Origin of the sequence: Rhodococcus sp. CX, from assembly GCF_015865005.1 — a bacterium.
Lineage (GTDB): Bacteria > Actinomycetota > Actinomycetes > Mycobacteriales > Mycobacteriaceae > Rhodococcus.
The window spans coordinates 41,064-55,423 of record NZ_JADZGH010000277.1 but is presented as its reverse complement, the minus strand read 5'-3'; the positions used below and the strand labels follow the sequence as shown (position 1 = coordinate 55,423).

The 14,360-nt window shown below is 68.0% G+C and carries 14 protein-coding genes; 9 read left to right on the top strand and 5 right to left on the bottom strand.

The genetic code is table 11. From position 1 onward, the window contains the following. The first annotated feature begins 98 nt into the window (after nt 1–98). Entirely contained in the window at nt 99–803 is a 705-nt protein-coding gene (locus I0Q12_RS31515; protein WP_197257995.1) for a DUF899 family protein, read from the top strand. 83 nt (nt 804–886) lie between these two features. Here I0Q12_RS31515 and I0Q12_RS34570 read toward each other — a convergent pair whose 3' ends face one another. Next, a complete protein-coding gene (locus I0Q12_RS34570) occupies nt 887–1,339 on the bottom strand; it encodes a hypothetical protein (protein ID WP_231611797.1) in 453 nt (150 codons plus the stop codon). Nucleotides 1,340–1,363: 24 nt separating this feature from the next. Next, on the bottom strand, nt 1,364–1,567 hold the full coding sequence (locus I0Q12_RS34565; protein WP_307846681.1) for a hemerythrin domain-containing protein: 204 nt from the start codon (nt 1,565–1,567) through the stop codon (nt 1,364–1,366). Nucleotides 1,568–1,852: 285 nt separating this feature from the next. On the opposite strand from I0Q12_RS34565, the gene I0Q12_RS31505 reads away from it, so the two are divergent. Beyond that, complete coding sequence (locus I0Q12_RS31505; RefSeq protein ID WP_197257993.1) at nt 1,853–2,494, top strand: TetR/AcrR family transcriptional regulator; 642 nt, start codon at nt 1,853–1,855, stop codon at nt 2,492–2,494. Here I0Q12_RS31505 and I0Q12_RS31500 read toward each other — a convergent pair whose 3' ends face one another. Continuing rightward, on the bottom strand, nt 2,495–3,085 hold the full coding sequence (locus I0Q12_RS31500) for an isoprenylcysteine carboxylmethyltransferase family protein (protein WP_307846680.1): 591 nt from the start codon (nt 3,083–3,085) through the stop codon (nt 2,495–2,497). A gap of 91 nt (nt 3,086–3,176) precedes the next feature. Between I0Q12_RS31500 and I0Q12_RS31495 the strand changes: the two genes are divergently transcribed. From I0Q12_RS31495 to I0Q12_RS31470, 6 genes are all read left to right on the top strand, one after another. After that, entirely contained in the window at nt 3,177–4,175 is a 999-nt protein-coding gene (locus tag I0Q12_RS31495; protein WP_248673872.1) for an NADPH:quinone reductase, read from the top strand. A gap of 16 nt (nt 4,176–4,191) precedes the next feature. After that, entirely contained in the window at nt 4,192–6,537 is a 2,346-nt protein-coding gene (locus I0Q12_RS31490; RefSeq protein WP_197257989.1) for an FHA domain-containing protein, read from the top strand. Between the two features lie 38 nt (nt 6,538–6,575). Next, nucleotides 6,576–7,031 (top strand): nitroreductase/quinone reductase family protein, encoded by a 456-nt coding sequence (locus I0Q12_RS31485; RefSeq protein WP_197257981.1) that lies wholly within the window; start codon nt 6,576–6,578, stop codon nt 7,029–7,031. Nucleotides 7,032–7,590: 559 nt separating this feature from the next. Beyond that, complete coding sequence (locus I0Q12_RS31480; RefSeq protein ID WP_197257976.1) at nt 7,591–10,812, top strand: bifunctional cytochrome P450/NADPH--P450 reductase; 3,222 nt, start codon at nt 7,591–7,593, stop codon at nt 10,810–10,812. Nucleotides 10,813–10,872: 60 nt separating this feature from the next. Continuing rightward, a complete protein-coding gene (locus I0Q12_RS31475; RefSeq protein ID WP_197257970.1) occupies nt 10,873–11,142 on the top strand; it encodes a GlsB/YeaQ/YmgE family stress response membrane protein in 270 nt (89 codons plus the stop codon). Between the two features lie 90 nt (nt 11,143–11,232). Next, nucleotides 11,233–11,610 (top strand): VOC family protein, encoded by a 378-nt coding sequence (locus I0Q12_RS31470; protein WP_197257968.1) that lies wholly within the window; start codon nt 11,233–11,235, stop codon nt 11,608–11,610. An 18-nt stretch (nt 11,611–11,628) separates the two neighbouring features. Here the strand turns inward: I0Q12_RS31470 and fmdA are convergent, their stop codons facing one another. After that, nucleotides 11,629–12,882 (bottom strand): formamidase, encoded by a 1,254-nt coding sequence (gene fmdA, locus I0Q12_RS31465; protein WP_197257966.1) that lies wholly within the window; start codon nt 12,880–12,882, stop codon nt 11,629–11,631. 22 nt (nt 12,883–12,904) lie between these two features. After that, on the bottom strand, nt 12,905–13,195 hold the full coding sequence (locus I0Q12_RS31460) for an FmdB family zinc ribbon protein (protein WP_197257964.1): 291 nt from the start codon (nt 13,193–13,195) through the stop codon (nt 12,905–12,907). A 198-nt stretch (nt 13,196–13,393) separates the two neighbouring features. On the opposite strand from I0Q12_RS31460, the gene I0Q12_RS31455 reads away from it, so the two are divergent. Then, nucleotides 13,394–14,360: MFS transporter (locus tag I0Q12_RS31455; protein WP_374069054.1), on the top strand; the 967-nt coding region annotated here is incomplete at its 3' end.

Genomic DNA, 14,360 nt, shown 5'->3' with positions numbered 1-14,360 from the left:
ACCAGGTTCCTCGACCCCGCCGTTTCTGTTGATGATGACTTTCGGGCCGCTTCCCGGTCGATACAGGAGAACGGATCCATTCGACCCTGGGAGAGATCATGACCCAGCAGACCGCCCGTGCCCTACCTCCGATCGTCGACCGGCAGACCTGGCGGGAAGCGCTCGACGACCTGCGCAGACGGGAGAAGGCCGCCACCCGTGAACTCGACGCCATCGCGGCGCAGCGCCGCAGGCTGCCGATGGTCGAACTGCCCGATTACACGCTGATCGGCCCGGACGGCCCGATTCGCCTCGTCGACGTGTTCCAGGGCCGCTCGCAGCTCATCGTCTACCACCACATGTGGTCCGACGGCGCGGAGTGGCAGTGCGGCGGATGCACGAGCCTCTCCACGCAGTGGACCCGGCTGGACATCCTCGACAACTACGACGCCCGCATGGTCATCGTCACCAACGGTCCCATCGACGAGGCACTGGCCTACAAGGCCAAGGTCGGCAACAGGATGGACTGGTACTCGTCCTCGGAGAGTTCGTTCGGCGCCGACGTCGACGCGCCGCCCGGCGGCGACTTCGCAGTCAACGTGTTCCTCCGCGACGGCGACAAGGTCTACCGCACCTGGCACACCACCGGCCGCGGCACCGAACAGCTCAGCTACACCTTCGCCCTGCTCGACATCCTGCCGTGGGGCCGGCAGGAGGAATGGCAGGACTCCCCCGAGGGATGGCCGCAATCGCCCACCTACTCCAAGTGGCTCGACTCCCCCGACGTGGCGCGGCTCTACGGTCCGGGCACAGACGCCCGGTAAGGTTCGCCGCGTAGCGGCGCCGCTCCCCCACGTGGAGGTGAGTCCGAATCACTTTCCGACACAATCCAATCGAACTGATCGAACTAATCGGCGAGATTTCGGCTGCCGATCCGGCCGGTTCCGTCCCGCAGGGGGCTCGGCTCCACCGAAGCGACATCGTCCCGCCCCGGTGAGACCTTCAGCGGGCGTACAGCCGCCGCCGGTCCATCGCTCCACAACCTCGCGGCCTTGCGGCGGTATCTCCGGCCGAAGGTCTGCATGAGAACGAAGCGCGGGACGGCGGGGATGACGTGCAGGATCACATCGCGGTCCTCCGGGGTGGCGCCGTCGACGATCCAGGGTCCTTCGGCTCCCAGCTCGACGATGCCCTTCGGTTTGACGAAGTACTCGTTCTCGACGGCGAGGTACTCGGCTGTGGTGAGGGTGGCGCCGACGACCGGCATCATCTCGAGTTCTTCACGCCGAAGGTGCGGCAACAGGACCTCGTTGAGCCCGGCCAGCGCGCCGAGCAACCGTTCCCGCGCGCCCGCGATCACCGCTCTGGAGGAAGCTGCCCGGGCCTACCGCGTAGATGCGGGCGCGATCCGCCGATGGTCGGTCGCCATCTCGTCGAGCAGTGCACTCGCGGAGGGATTCCTGGCCCGGATCAGCGGCCACAGTCCGGCATCCTCGGCGGTGTGGTGCAAGTGCAGGGCACGCATCATCCACACGATGTGGTCGGCGAGCTCTCGTCGGCGTCGCTCGTCGGGTGGTGATTCGGACACCAGTACCAGCGGGTTCGTTCCAGATCGCGACGCAGAGCGCTGTGGACGATCCCCATGTTTCGGGTATCGGCGGGCTCATGACGCTCCATGTCCATGGCCCTCTCCTTCCCTTCGTCCGCTCAGCCCCTCGAATTCATGGAAGCCTTCTGCCGCACAACGGATTACGACTCTTGTGCAAAGGCTCGACAGATTGCTCCGATGCTCAGGGATGCGGTGGCGGAGTTCGCGGTGGCGGACCTGATACATTGAGTTCAATCAGGTTGTACCCAAATTATCGGAGCGGTGATGGCCGAAGTCAAGAGGCGATACGACTCCTCCGGCAGGCAGGAACAGGCCCGCGCGCGACGTCGCGCCGTGGTCGTGGCCGCGAAAGAGTTGTTCGAACGCGACGGCTTTCGGGCCACCACCCTCGCCGGGATCGCGGACCGGGCGGGTGTCTCGGTCAAAGGCCTGTACAAGAGTTTCGGCAGCAAGGCGGCGCTGGCGAAAGCGGTCTTCGACTTCGTGATCGCCGGTGACGACGAACCGGTGCCGGTCGCCGAACGTCCGGAGCAGCAGGCGATGTTCGCCGAACCGGACGTGCGCCGCAAGATCGAGATATTCGTCCACGCCCTGGCCCGCCGGCAGCAACGATCGGCGAAGGTGCAGATCCTCATTCGCGACGGACGGCACGTGGACGACTCGCTCACCCCGGTGTGGCGGCAACTGAGCGAGGAGGGACTGACCGCAGCGACGATGCTCGGGGGGCACTTCCTGGCCACCGGACAGCTTCGTGCCGGCGTCGACCTCGACGAGGTTCGCGATGTTCTGTGGAACTATCTGGCGATCGACACCTACGAGCGACTGGTCCTCGAACGGGGTTGGACACTCGACCGGTATGCGGACTGGGTGGCGCGAACGGTCGTGGCCGCGCTCTGCCCACCGTGATCAGAGCACGTGCGGAATCAGCCGCCACGTGCGGGCGATGTAGCGGCGGTAGGGGTCGCCGAGCGCGTCGACGAGCATGCGTTCCTCCGCCGGTATCCGCACCACATAGGCGGCGGCCAGCGCGAGCACCGTGAGGGGCGCCAGCCAATTCGTATATGCGAGAGTGAATCCCAGCGCACAGATCAGCGCTCCCGTGTACGACGGATGCCGGATCCGCGCGTACGGCCCGGTGTCGATCACCCGCTGACCCGCGACCGTCTGCAGTTCGAAGGTGAACGCCGCACCGAGTTCCCGCACCGCGCGCAGCCGGAATCCCTGCCCCGCCAACGCAATCGCCAGTCCGGCAACGAAAAGGAGCAGCGGCGCGGTGGTGATCGTCGTTTCCGTGACGGTCAGGCTCAGAACGGGACCGCCGACATAGACGGCGACGAGGCCCAGCCCGACGGCGACACCGGTTCCGCGGCCGACCGGGTTCGTCGCGGACGGCGGATGCCTCCGCCCGATGAGAACCTCGGAGACGATCCACGCTGCCAGCGCCACGACCAGGGCGATCCCGGCCAGGGGCTCGGCGGCGAACAGCGGAGCGGTCACGGTCCGAGTATCCCGCCGCGCCCGGATCGGGCGCCCGCGAACCCTCGCGAACCACCCGGAGAGGACCGGCCCGGTCGGTACCATCGGATTCGTGCCCGCCCCGGAACACATGCACGCGGCCTACGTCGAATCGCTCGGCGGCGTCGACGCGATTCGCTACGGCCTGTTGCCCGTTCCGCGATGCGGCCCCGGTGATGTGCTCCTGCGGGTCGAGGCGGTCGCGGTCGACAACGTCGACACCTTCGTCCGGTCCGGACGATTCCGAACCGAGGTGACGTTCCCGTTCGTGATCGGACGTGACGTCGTCGGCACCGTCGTCGACCGGGGCGCCGACGTGACGGCCCCGAACATCGGCGACCGCGTGTGGTGCAACAGCCTGGGGCACGACGGCCGGCAGGGCCCGACCTCGGAATACACGACCGCTCCGGTCGAACGGGTGTATTCGCTGCCCGAAGGGGTGGATCCGGTCGTCGCGGTCGCGGTCGCGCACCCCGCGGCGACCGCGCATCTCGCCCTGTACACCCATGCCGGTCTGCGGGCGGTCGACACGGTGTTCGTCGCCGGCGGCGCCGGGCATGTGGGCTCGGCGTTGACCGCCATGGCTGCACGCTCCGGTGCGAGCGTCCTGGCGTCGGCGCGCGCGCAGGACCACGAATGGTGCCGTTCGGCGGGCGCGGCGCAGGTGTTCGACTATGCAGCTCCCGACCTGATCGAACAACTGTGCGCCGCCGCTCCGAACGGTGTCGACGTGCTCGTCGACACGTCCGGCCGGCTCGATCTCTCCGACGCCCTGGAGCTGCTCGCGCTGCGTGGCCGGATCGTGGTGATGGCCGGGATGGACCGGAAACTCGAGTGCCGGGCAGGCGATCTGTACCCCCGCGACCGCAGTCTGCTCGGCTTCGCGATCAGCAACGCCACCACCGACGAGCTGGCCGAAGCCGCACGGCACGTCACCACGTTGCTCGCCGACGGGGTGCTGCGCCCCCGGCACATCGAGGAGCTACCGCTGAGCGCCGCCGGCGAGGCCCACCGCCGCCTCGAGGCCGGAGAGGCGCGCGGCACCCGCCTGGTGCTGCGTCCCGACAACTGAACGGGAGGCCGACGCGATGGACATCGGAAACGGCCGGGTAGTGATCGAGTGGGAGGGCGGCCGCACCGTCGTGGACGCGCCCGACCAGGTGCGGATCGGCCGGGACGAGGCAATGGACATCACGATCGCCGATCCGATGGTCTCCCGCGAGCATGCCCGCGTGCTGTGGGACGACGGCTGGTACGTCACGGACTCGGACAGCAAGAACGGCACGTTCGTCGACGGCCACCGCGTGGATCGGATCGCGGTGACCGACTCCGTCGTGGTGCGCTGCGGCGGTCCCTTCACCGCGCCGTCGCTGAAGATCAGCGTGGCCGACCCGTCCGCGACACGGACCCGGAAGGGCATGATCGAGCAGTGGCGGACGATGCGCGCCGACGATATGCGGCCCGCACCGCGCCGCAAGCGACGCCCCCTGGAAGCCGGCGCACGTTCGATCGGACGCGACCGGACCTGCGACATCGTCGTGAACGACGTCCTCGTCTCCCGCGTCCATGCGGCGTTGCACACCGGCCCGTCGGGCCTCGAGATCGAGGATCTGGGCAGCGTCAACGGCACGTACGTCGACGGGAAAGCGGTGACCCGCACACCCCTGCGCGACGGCGACGTCGTCACCATCGGCAACACCGATCTGGTGGTGCACGGCGATCGCCTCGTGCCACGGCAGGAGGAGCCGTCACCCACGGTCGGGCTGCGTGTGCACGGCGTCGGTCTGACGATCTCCGGTGGGCAGCGACTTCTGGACGACGTCAGCCTGTCCGCCCCGCTCGGCACGCTCACCGCCGTGATCGGCCCGTCCGGGGCGGGCAAGTCGACGGTCGCGAGGATCATTTCCGGAACCACCGGCCCGACCGACGGTGTCGTCGAATTCGAGGGCCACGACGTGCATTCGGAGTACGAGGCGTTGCGGTCGCGGATCGGACTCGTCCCGCAGGACGACGTGGTGCACCGACAGCTCACCGTGCGGCAGGCACTCGGCTATGCGGCGGAACTGCGGCTGCCGCCGGACACGACGCGTTCGGACCGGGACGAGGCCATTGCGAATGTGCTGGCGGAGCTGCAGCTCACCGAGCACGCCGACACCCGTGTCGATCATCTGTCCGGCGGGCAGCGCAAGCGGGCGTCGGTGGCCCTGGAGCTGCTCACCGGTCCGTCACTGCTGATCCTCGACGAGCCCACGTCCGGGCTGGACCCGGCCCTGGACCGGCAGATCATGGCCACCCTGCGGCGCCTCGCGGACCTGGGCCGGGTGATCCTGGTGATCACGCATTCGCTGTCCTATCTGGAGATGTGCGATCAGGTGCTGCTCCTGGCACCAGGCGGCAAGACCGCCTACGTCGGCCCGCCCGCGCAGGTGGGTTCGGCGCTGGGCAGTACCGACTGGGCGGAGATCTTCGCCCGGGTCGCGGCCGAACCCGACGCCGTGTACGCCGATCACCTGGCGCGCAGCACCCTGGTCGAGCAGCCACCGGCGACCGAGCCCGGTCCGCTGCCGCAACCGGCCCAGACGTCGCGGACGAAGCAGCTCGGCACGGTGGCGCGGCGGCAGCTGCGACTGATCCGCGCGGACCGCGGATATCTGATCTTCCTGTCGGTGCTGCCGTTCGTCCTCGGTGGCCTGACCATTCTCGTGCCGGGCGACGACGGTTTCGGATTCCCGTCCCCCGGCGAAGAACCCGGAGAGCTGTCGTTCATCCTCATCCTGCTGATTCTCGGCGCCTGCTTCATGGGCCTGTCGCTGACGGTGCGCGATCTCGTCGGCGAACGGCAGATCTACTTCCGGGAACGCGCCGCGGGACTGCAATCCTCCGCTTATCTGTGGGCCAAGATCCTGGTGTTCTGTGCGGCGGCGATCGTCCAGTCCGTCGTATTGGTGCTGGTGGTCATGGCCGGCAAGGGCGCTCCGGGCCCCGGCTCCCTGATTCCGGTCGGCGCCGTGGAACTGATGGTGGACATCGCGCTGACCACGTGCTCGTGCGTCGTCCTCGGCTTGGCCCTGTCCGCGGTGGCCCGGTCGAGTGAGCAGGTCATGCCGATGCTCGTTGTGGCGGTGATGGTGCAGCTGGTGATGAGCGGGGGCCTGATCCCGATCACCGGCCGCGTCGTGCTCGAACAGTTGTCGTGGCTGTTCTCGGCACGCTGGGGATACGCCGCATCGGCCTCGACCGTCGACCTTCGAGCGAAGGATCCGACGGCCGAGGCCGATGCGCTGTGGCAGCACACCGCGTCGGCGTGGCTGCTCAACATCGGGATGCTGGTGCTGGTCGGAGTCGTGCTCGCGCTGTTCGCCTACAGTCGGCTGCGGCTGCGGGGTCGGCGCTCGGCACGTCGACGCGAACTCCGCGCTCGCGCAGGCGGCTGATCCGTGCCGCGACCGACACCCGAACAAAGGACACGGCCATGAGCTTCGACACCCCCGCGGGAACTCGTGGTGCCCGCCAGCCGTCCGGTCCCCTGTTCCGTCTGGTCAACAAACTGATGGCCGGGCGCATCCGGCGCAGTGGCCGCTTCCGCGGGAGCAATGCCCTCATCCTCACCACTGTGGGCCGCAAGACGGGGCAGGAACGTTCGACGCCGGTCAACTGGTTTCCCGGTCCGGACGGCAGCCGGCTCATCGTCGCCTCGGCCGCCGGCGCCGCCGGCAATCCCGGCTGGTACTACAACATCGCGGCCAACCCCGACAAGGTGCGCATCGAGGTCGAAGGACGCACCGTCGCCGTCGACGCCGAGCAACTTCACGACGCCGAACGAGAGCGCGCCTGGGAACAGATCGTCAGCGCGAGCCCGGGGTTCGCCGATTACGAGAAGAAGACCGACCGCGAGCTTCCCGTCATCCGACTCACCGAGCGGAACTGACCCACGATCGGCGCCGACTCTGCTTTCCCCACCAGGTCCGCTGTCGGAGACCGCAGCAGACTCGGTCCGCAGCCGCGACCGGACCGAACCTCGCGCACTCCACGCAGCCCGAAGCAGCTGAGCAGCGCGGGGGCCAGGGGCGGCGGCCGCGACCACGAGGAAGGCCGTGGAGAACCCGCTGCCGAGCGCCTCGAGCGCGCGGGGTTGCGCGGCGGCACCGGGCGCGCCCTCGGGCAGCCTACCCAGCGCGATCGGGCGGAGCCTGCGGCGGCGGGTGGGACGGCGGCGCGATCGCATCCACCTGGTCGTTGCTCACGTAGTGACTCCGTCCGGTATCCGAGGGCCCGGAATCGGCGCGCGAGACCGAGTAAAATTTCGCTCGATCGTTCCCGTTCTGCCTGCAACGGTGAGGATTGTCGATGCCGAGATCCGATCGGACCGCAGATCCCACCACCCCGGCCCGACCCCGGCGGCGGACGTCCTCCCCTGCTCCGGCGCTCACCGGTGCCGCTGCATCCGCGACCGCGACAGCCAGGGCTTCCCTCGCTCGGAGCAACCCATGACGACACCGATCGGACTCGACGACCTTCCCGGCCCCCACGGACTCCCGTGGCTCGGCAACCTGCTGGACATCGACACCCACAGCCCGATCGACGGCTTCATCGCGCTCGCCCGCGAATACGGCCCGATCTACAAGCTGTCGCTACCCATGGGAACCCGGGTGATGGTCTCCGGCGCCGATCTCGTCGACGACCTGTGCGACGACACCCGGTTCGACAAACAAGTCGGTGCCGGGCTCGGCGCCCTCCGCAACAGCGTCGCCGGATCCGGATTGTTCACCAGCGCAACCGACGACCCGTTGTGGCATCGCGCCCACAACATCCTCATGGCGCCGTTCAGCCAGCAGGCGATGCGCGACTACGTCCCGCGCATGCTGGACATCGCCGGCCAGCTGATGGACAAGTGGTCGCGTCTCAATCCCGGCGACGAGGTGAACGTCCCGGTCGACATGACCGCACTGACCCTCGACACGATCGCCCTGTGCGGGTTCGACTACCGATTCAACTCCTTCTACCGCGAGACACCGCACCCGTTCGTCGCGGCGATGGTCCGCTCACTGGCCCAGGCCCAGAAACGCGCCCGCCAGCTGCCGATTCAGCGGCGCCTGGACATCCAGGCGAAACGGCGGGCCCAGGAAGACCAGGAGTACATGCAAACCCTTGTCCAAGGGCTCATTTCGGAACGTCGCCGACGCGGAAGCGACGCCGACAATACGGACCTGCTGGGCCGCATGCTCGAGGGTGTCGATCCGAAGAGCGGTCTCGGCCTTCCCGACGAGAACATCGTCGCCCAGTGCCTGACATTCCTGATCGCCGGGCACGAGACGACCAGCGGCCTGCTCTCGTTCGCACTGTACTTCCTGGTGAAACACCCCGAGATCGCCGACCGTGCGCGGGCCGAGGTCGACGAGGTGCTCGGCGACAATCCACGGCCTACCTACGAGCAGATCCGCCGCCTCACCTACGTCACGCAGATTCTCGACGAGACGCTCCGATTGTGGCCCACCGCACCGATGTTCACGCGTGCTCCACGCCAGGACGAGATCCTCGCCGGACGCTACGCGATCCCCGCCGGCACAGGACTTTCCGTAATCATCCAAGCGTTGCACCGCGACCCGGCCGTCTGGGGCGACGACGCCGACACATTCGATCCGGACCGCTTCACCCCCGAACACAAGCAGGCACTTCCCCCGAACGCCTACAAGCCCTTCGGCACCGGGATGCGGGCCTGCATCGGACGGCAGTTCGCGATGCAGGAGGCCACGCTCGTCCTCGGAATGCTTCTGCAACGCTTCGAGTTCGAAGATCACCGCGATTACCAACTGCACACCCGGACCGCGCTCACCGTCAAACCGGACGAGTTCTACATCCGGGTCCGGCCTCGCGCGGGGCACACACTCGGCACCGCGGCGCCTGTCGCCGCTGACACCGCGCCCACCCCGGAACCTGCCGCCGAGCCGGCAGCACCCGCCACCGGGCACGGCACACCGCTGACGATCCTGTTCGGATCGAATCTCGGTACCGCCGAAGGCATTGCGAACAAACTCGCCCGGGAAGGCACCGAACGCGGATTCCGGGTGACCGTCGGCACGCTCGACGACCACATCGATGCCGCCCGTACGGCGTCGTCGCTGATCGTGGTGTGCTCGTCGTACAACGGGATGCCACCGGAGAACGCCGAACAATTCGTCGCGGCGCTGCGCGAGCCGTCGCTGCCCGACGATGCGTACTCGGCCGTGCGGTACACCGTGTTCGGCTGCGGCGACACCGACTGGGCCGCCACCTATCAGGCGGTCCCGACCCTCATCGACACGGAACTCGAACGGCACGGCGCGCAACGCATCCGCCCGCGCGGTGCGGGCGACGCGCACGGCGACTTCGACGCCCAGTACCGGCAGTGGCATTCGGAGCTGTGGTCGGACTTCGAAACAGCGCTCGATCTGCCCTCGGCAGCCGTCGCACCTCCGGACGGCGGTGGCATGTCGATCTCGATCGTCAACCGTCAGCTCGCCAATCCAGTCGTCCTGTCCTATCGAGCCGTCCCCGCCCGGGTCCGTGTGAACCGGGAACTCGTGCGCGATGGTGCCACCGTTCCCGAGCCTCGATCCACCCGGCACGTCGAGGTCGCGCTGCCCGAGGGCATGGACTATCGCGCCGGTGATCATCTGGGCGTGCTGCCGCGCAACAGCGTCGACTTGATCCGCCGGGTGATGTGGCGGTTCGGTTTGGATGCCGGGATGTACCTCACGATCGTCGCGAACCCGGGCACCCACACCCACCTGCCGGTCGACGAATCCACCCCGCTGCTGGGCATCCTCGGCAGCTGCGTCGAGCTGCAGGCCTGCGCCACCCGCTCCGACATCGAGGTGCTCGCCGAGTACACCGAGGACCCGGAACAACGCGCCGAACTGCTGGACCTCCTCGACGACGAGCAGTACCGCGACGAAGTCGCCCTGCCCAACGTGTCGGTTCTCGACCTGCTCGAGCGCTTCCCCGCCTGCACGGTGCCGTTCGAGAAGTACCTGGATCTGCTGCCACCGCTGCAGCCGCGGTACTACTCGATCTCGTCGTCGCCGGCGACCGATCCGGCGACGTGCAGCCTCACCACCGGGGTGCTGCGTGCCCCGGCTCGCGGTGATGGTCGCCCGTTCGCGGGTGTGTGCTCGAACTATCTGGCGGACATGGCGCCCAACAGCACCATCTTCGTCTTCCGCCGTCGGCCGACCATCCCGTTCTACCCGCCGTCCGATCCGAGTGTGCCGATGATCATGATCGGGGCCGGGACAGGGCTGGCACCCTTCCGCGGGTTCCTTCAGGAACGCGCGACCCAGAAGGCACGGAGTGGTTCGGTGGCCCGTTCGCTGTTGTTCTTCGGTTGCCGCTGCCCCGGATACGACGACATCTACTCCGACGAACTGGAGTCCTACGCGTCGAGCGCCGACGTCGGGGTGCACATCGCGTACTCACGGCAACCGCGCGAGGGCCGCCGGTACGCGCAGGACGAGATGCTCGCCCACCAGGACGAGATCTGGGATCTGATCGGGCAGGGCGCGTCGATCTTCGTGTGCGGCAACGCCCGCACGCTCGCTCCCGGGGTTCGTGCTGCCCTCAGCCAGATCGTGGCAGGTAAGCGCGGCTGCTCGGTCGACGAGGCGCAGACCTGGCTGTCCGGTATGCGCGCAGAACACCGCTTTCTCGAGGACATCTGGGGCGGAAGCTGAGTAACGCCGCGAGCCCCGCAATACCGGGCCCGCGCGGGTTTTGCTGCCTATACTCCCGGCATGCTGATCATCGGGATCATCCTGTTCGGATTGCTCGTCGGCGCGGTCGCACAGCTCGTCGTGGGCAAGTCCAAGTCCGGAATCGACTGGACCCTGGCGTTCGTTGCCGGTGTCGGCGGTTCGTTCGTCGGTGGCCTGATCATCAGCCTGCTCGCCGGCGACGGTCTGGCGCTGCGCCCCAGCGGCATCATCGGTTCGATCGCGGGCGCGATCATCGTGACCGCATTGTGGTCGTGGTGGAAGACGAGGTCCACGTCGCCGGTCGACTGACCATGCTGCACACCTGACCGCGCCGCACACCTGACCTGCGGATACACGATTCCGGCAGCGAGAGCGCGCTTCCGGCCGTACCGTGAACCGATGATCACCGGCGTACACACTCTGGTCTACTCCGACGACCCCGACGCGACCCGCGCGTTCTTCCGCGACATCCTCGGGTTCCTCTCCGTCGATACCGGTGGCGGCTGGCTCATCTTCCGCACCGGACCGTCCGAACTCGGCGTCCACCCGACGTCGGGCGTCCACGAAGGCGTCGAGTACTCCTCGCCGCGGCAGCATTCGATCTCGCTGATGTGTGACGACCTCGAAGCGACGATGGCCGAATTGTCCTCGAAGGGTGCACGATTCACCCGTGAGGTACGCGACGACGGCTACGGCCTCACCGTCGATGTTGCGGTACCCGGGGCCGACGACATCCTGCTGTTCCAACCGCGCTACGATCCGCCGGCCTTCCTCTGACCGGCACGGCGACGCCGATCATGCGGGCGAATGCGGTGCTCCCACACCCGGATCGATCCGCACCGGGCCGTCCGCCGTCGGCTTCACGGGGAAGTCGAAGATCGTCGTCGGAATGTACACCGTCGCACAGGAGTTGGGGATGTCGACGACCCCCGACAATCTTCCCTCGATCGGTGCCGCGCCGAGCAGCAGATATGCCTGTTCCGGGCTGTATCCGAATTTCGTGAGGTAGTCGATCGCGTGCAGGCATGCCCGCTGGTATGCCAATTGGGAATCGAGGTAGCGCTGTTCGCCGTCGAGGGTGACCGAGGTGCCGGAGAACGCGAGCCATTCCGAGAACTGCGGGTCGGTGTTGCCCGGCATGAAGATCGCATTCTCGCTCACCCCGTAGGTCTCCATGCCTCCCCGGATGAGGTCGACGCGCAGATCGATGAAGCCGCCCATCTCGATGGCCCCGCAGAACGTGATCTCGCCGTCGCCCTGGGAGAAGTGCAGGTCGCCGACCGACAGGTTCGCGCCGTCGACGAACACCGGGTAGAAGATCCGACTCCCCTTGGTGAGGTTCTTGATGTCCTGGTTGCCGCCGTTCTCGCGCGGCGGCGCGGTCCGTGCCGCCTCTGCTGCGACCCGGTCGAAATCCGCACCGGTGAGGCTGCCGAGGATCGCGCCGTCCGGCTCGGGCGGTAGTGCCAGCGGCGGCACCCGATCCGGATCCGTGGCGATCAGCGCGGCTTCGCGCGTGTTCCACGTCGAGAGCAGATCGTGCGAGGGGGCCGTCCCCATCAGCCCGGGATGCACGATGCCGGTGAACGACACGTGCGGGACGTGGCGACTCGTCGTCTTCTGTCCGGAGAAGTCCCAGATCGCCTTGTACGCGTCCGGGAATTGATCGGTGAGGAAGCCGCCGCCGTTGGGCTTGGCGAAGATCCCGGTGTAGCCCCAGCCCTGACCGGCGAGCGGGCCGGAGTCCTCCTGCGGGATCGGGCCGACGTCGAGGATGTCGACGATCAGCAGATCGCCGGGTTTCGCGCCCTCCACGGCAAACGGACCCGAGAGTGCGTGCACGGTGTGCAGCGGCGCGTTGCGGATGTCGTCGGCCGAGTCGTCGTTGTGGATCGCCCCGTCGAACCATTCCCGGCAGTGCACCCGGAACGAGTCCCCCGGCTTCACGGTCGCGACGGGCGGGATGTCGGGGTGCCAGCGGTTGTGACCGATCTTGTCCTGGTCGGTGAAGCGGCGGGTCGAATCGAGGGGGAAGATGACGTCGGGCACGAAACCTCCTTGATCGGCAACTTCAGGGGCGAGGAAGCAAGCGGTGCCGGGGATCCGTCGTAACGGGCCGCGGCGGTCGCCGCGAGCTCCCCGGCAGTGCACCCGATACGACGCCGGGTTCGGACGCCGTCCGCGCTGCCGCATCGTGTGCACGCATCGCCGCCGATCCGCCACGACCGAGGCGCGGCGCGCCGAGCAGACGCGGAGCCGATCGGGAACAACGGGGACAGGGCGCGGCCGGCCCGACCTCGCTCATCGACATCGAGAGATCGAAGGAACCGCAGTCGGCGCATCGGAATTCGTACAGCGGCATCGGCATCCGTTCTTCGCATATCCGGTGTGCCCCCGACCGTATCCGACCGATTGCGGCCGCGCCGGAGGTCGGCGAAAGTCGTAACGTCGAGGCAACCTTGCGGCTCGGGTGCTGCGACTGCCTGGCAACCCGGGCGAATCGGCGACGGCGACGTGCCCGTCGAGTCGCCCGCGGCGACGGCTCTGCCAGGATGTGCCCATGAAATCAGTGGCCCGGCTGGGCACGATCCCTGTGTCCACGATGGTGCTGCTCGCTGCCCTGTATTTCGCGCAGGGCCTGCCGTTCGGCTTCTTCACCCAGGCTCTGCCCGTGGTGCTCCGGGAGTCCGGATTCTCGTTGATCGCGATCAGCGCGACCGGAGTTTTGTTCGCACCGTGGGCGCTGAAGTTCCTGTGGGCGCCGTACGTCGACCACTACGGCACTCGACGCCGATGGCTGCTGACGCTGCAGTTGCTGTCGGCGGCGGTGACCCTCTCGATGGCGGCACTGGACCTCGAGTCGTCGCTGCGCTGGCTCCTGGTTGGGATCGCGGTCGTCAATGCGGTGTCGGCGACCCAGGACATCGCCACCGACGGGCTCGCAGTGCAGCTGCTGAGCCCTCGAGAGCGCGGTGTCGGCAACGGAATTCAGGCGGGCGCCTACCGAATCGGGATGATCGTGGGCGGCGGTGCGTTGCTGTGGCTGTTCTCCATCGCGGGATGGCGAGCGCTGTTCGTCACGATGGCCGGGCTGCTGCTTCTGACGACGATCCCCGTGTGGACGATGCCGCAGGCGTCGGTACGCAGCGTTCAGGAGCCGGCGACCCCGGTACGGCTGGCGGCCGGGTGGTGGACGCGTCTGCGCCGGCCCGGGATGATCGTCTTCATCCTGCTCATCGGCGGCTTCAAGTTCGGAGACTCGATGGGGTCGGCGATGGTCGGCCCCTTCATGTCCGACGCGGGTCTGTCCCTCGGGCAGATCGCGCTGATCAAGGGCGTCCTGTCGTCGGTCGGTGCACTCGCGGGTGCGGCACTGGGTGCGTGGATGTGCTCACGGTGGGGCCGGCGGAGGGCTCTGCTGATCGGTGGCGTGACCCAGACCGCGAGCGTGGCGCTGTATCTGGTCGCCTCGCTCGGGGTCGGCGGATTCGGATTGATCGTCTCGGCGAGCCTGGCCGAGCACGTCC

Bases quoted from the DNA above. Each gene is read 5' to 3' on its own strand.
- I0Q12_RS31475 (WP_197257970.1), top strand. From the start codon at position 10,873: ATGCTGATCATCGGGATCATCCTGTTCGGATTGCTCGTCGGCGCGGTC.
- I0Q12_RS31505 (WP_197257993.1), top strand. From the start codon at position 1,853: ATGGCCGAAGTCAAGAGGCGATACGACTCCTCCGGCAGGCAGGAACAG.
- I0Q12_RS31490 (WP_197257989.1), top strand. From the start codon at position 4,192: ATGGACATCGGAAACGGCCGGGTAGTGATCGAGTGGGAGGGCGGCCGC.
- I0Q12_RS31515 (WP_197257995.1), top strand. From the start codon at position 99: ATGACCCAGCAGACCGCCCGTGCCCTACCTCCGATCGTCGACCGGCAG.
- I0Q12_RS31460 (WP_197257964.1), bottom strand. From the start codon at position 13,195: ATGCCGCTGTACGAATTCCGATGCGCCGACTGCGGTTCCTTCGATCTC.
- I0Q12_RS31480 (WP_197257976.1), top strand. From the start codon at position 7,591: ATGACGACACCGATCGGACTCGACGACCTTCCCGGCCCCCACGGACTC.
- I0Q12_RS31485 (WP_197257981.1), top strand. From the start codon at position 6,576: ATGAGCTTCGACACCCCCGCGGGAACTCGTGGTGCCCGCCAGCCGTCC.
- I0Q12_RS31470 (WP_197257968.1), top strand. From the start codon at position 11,233: ATGATCACCGGCGTACACACTCTGGTCTACTCCGACGACCCCGACGCG.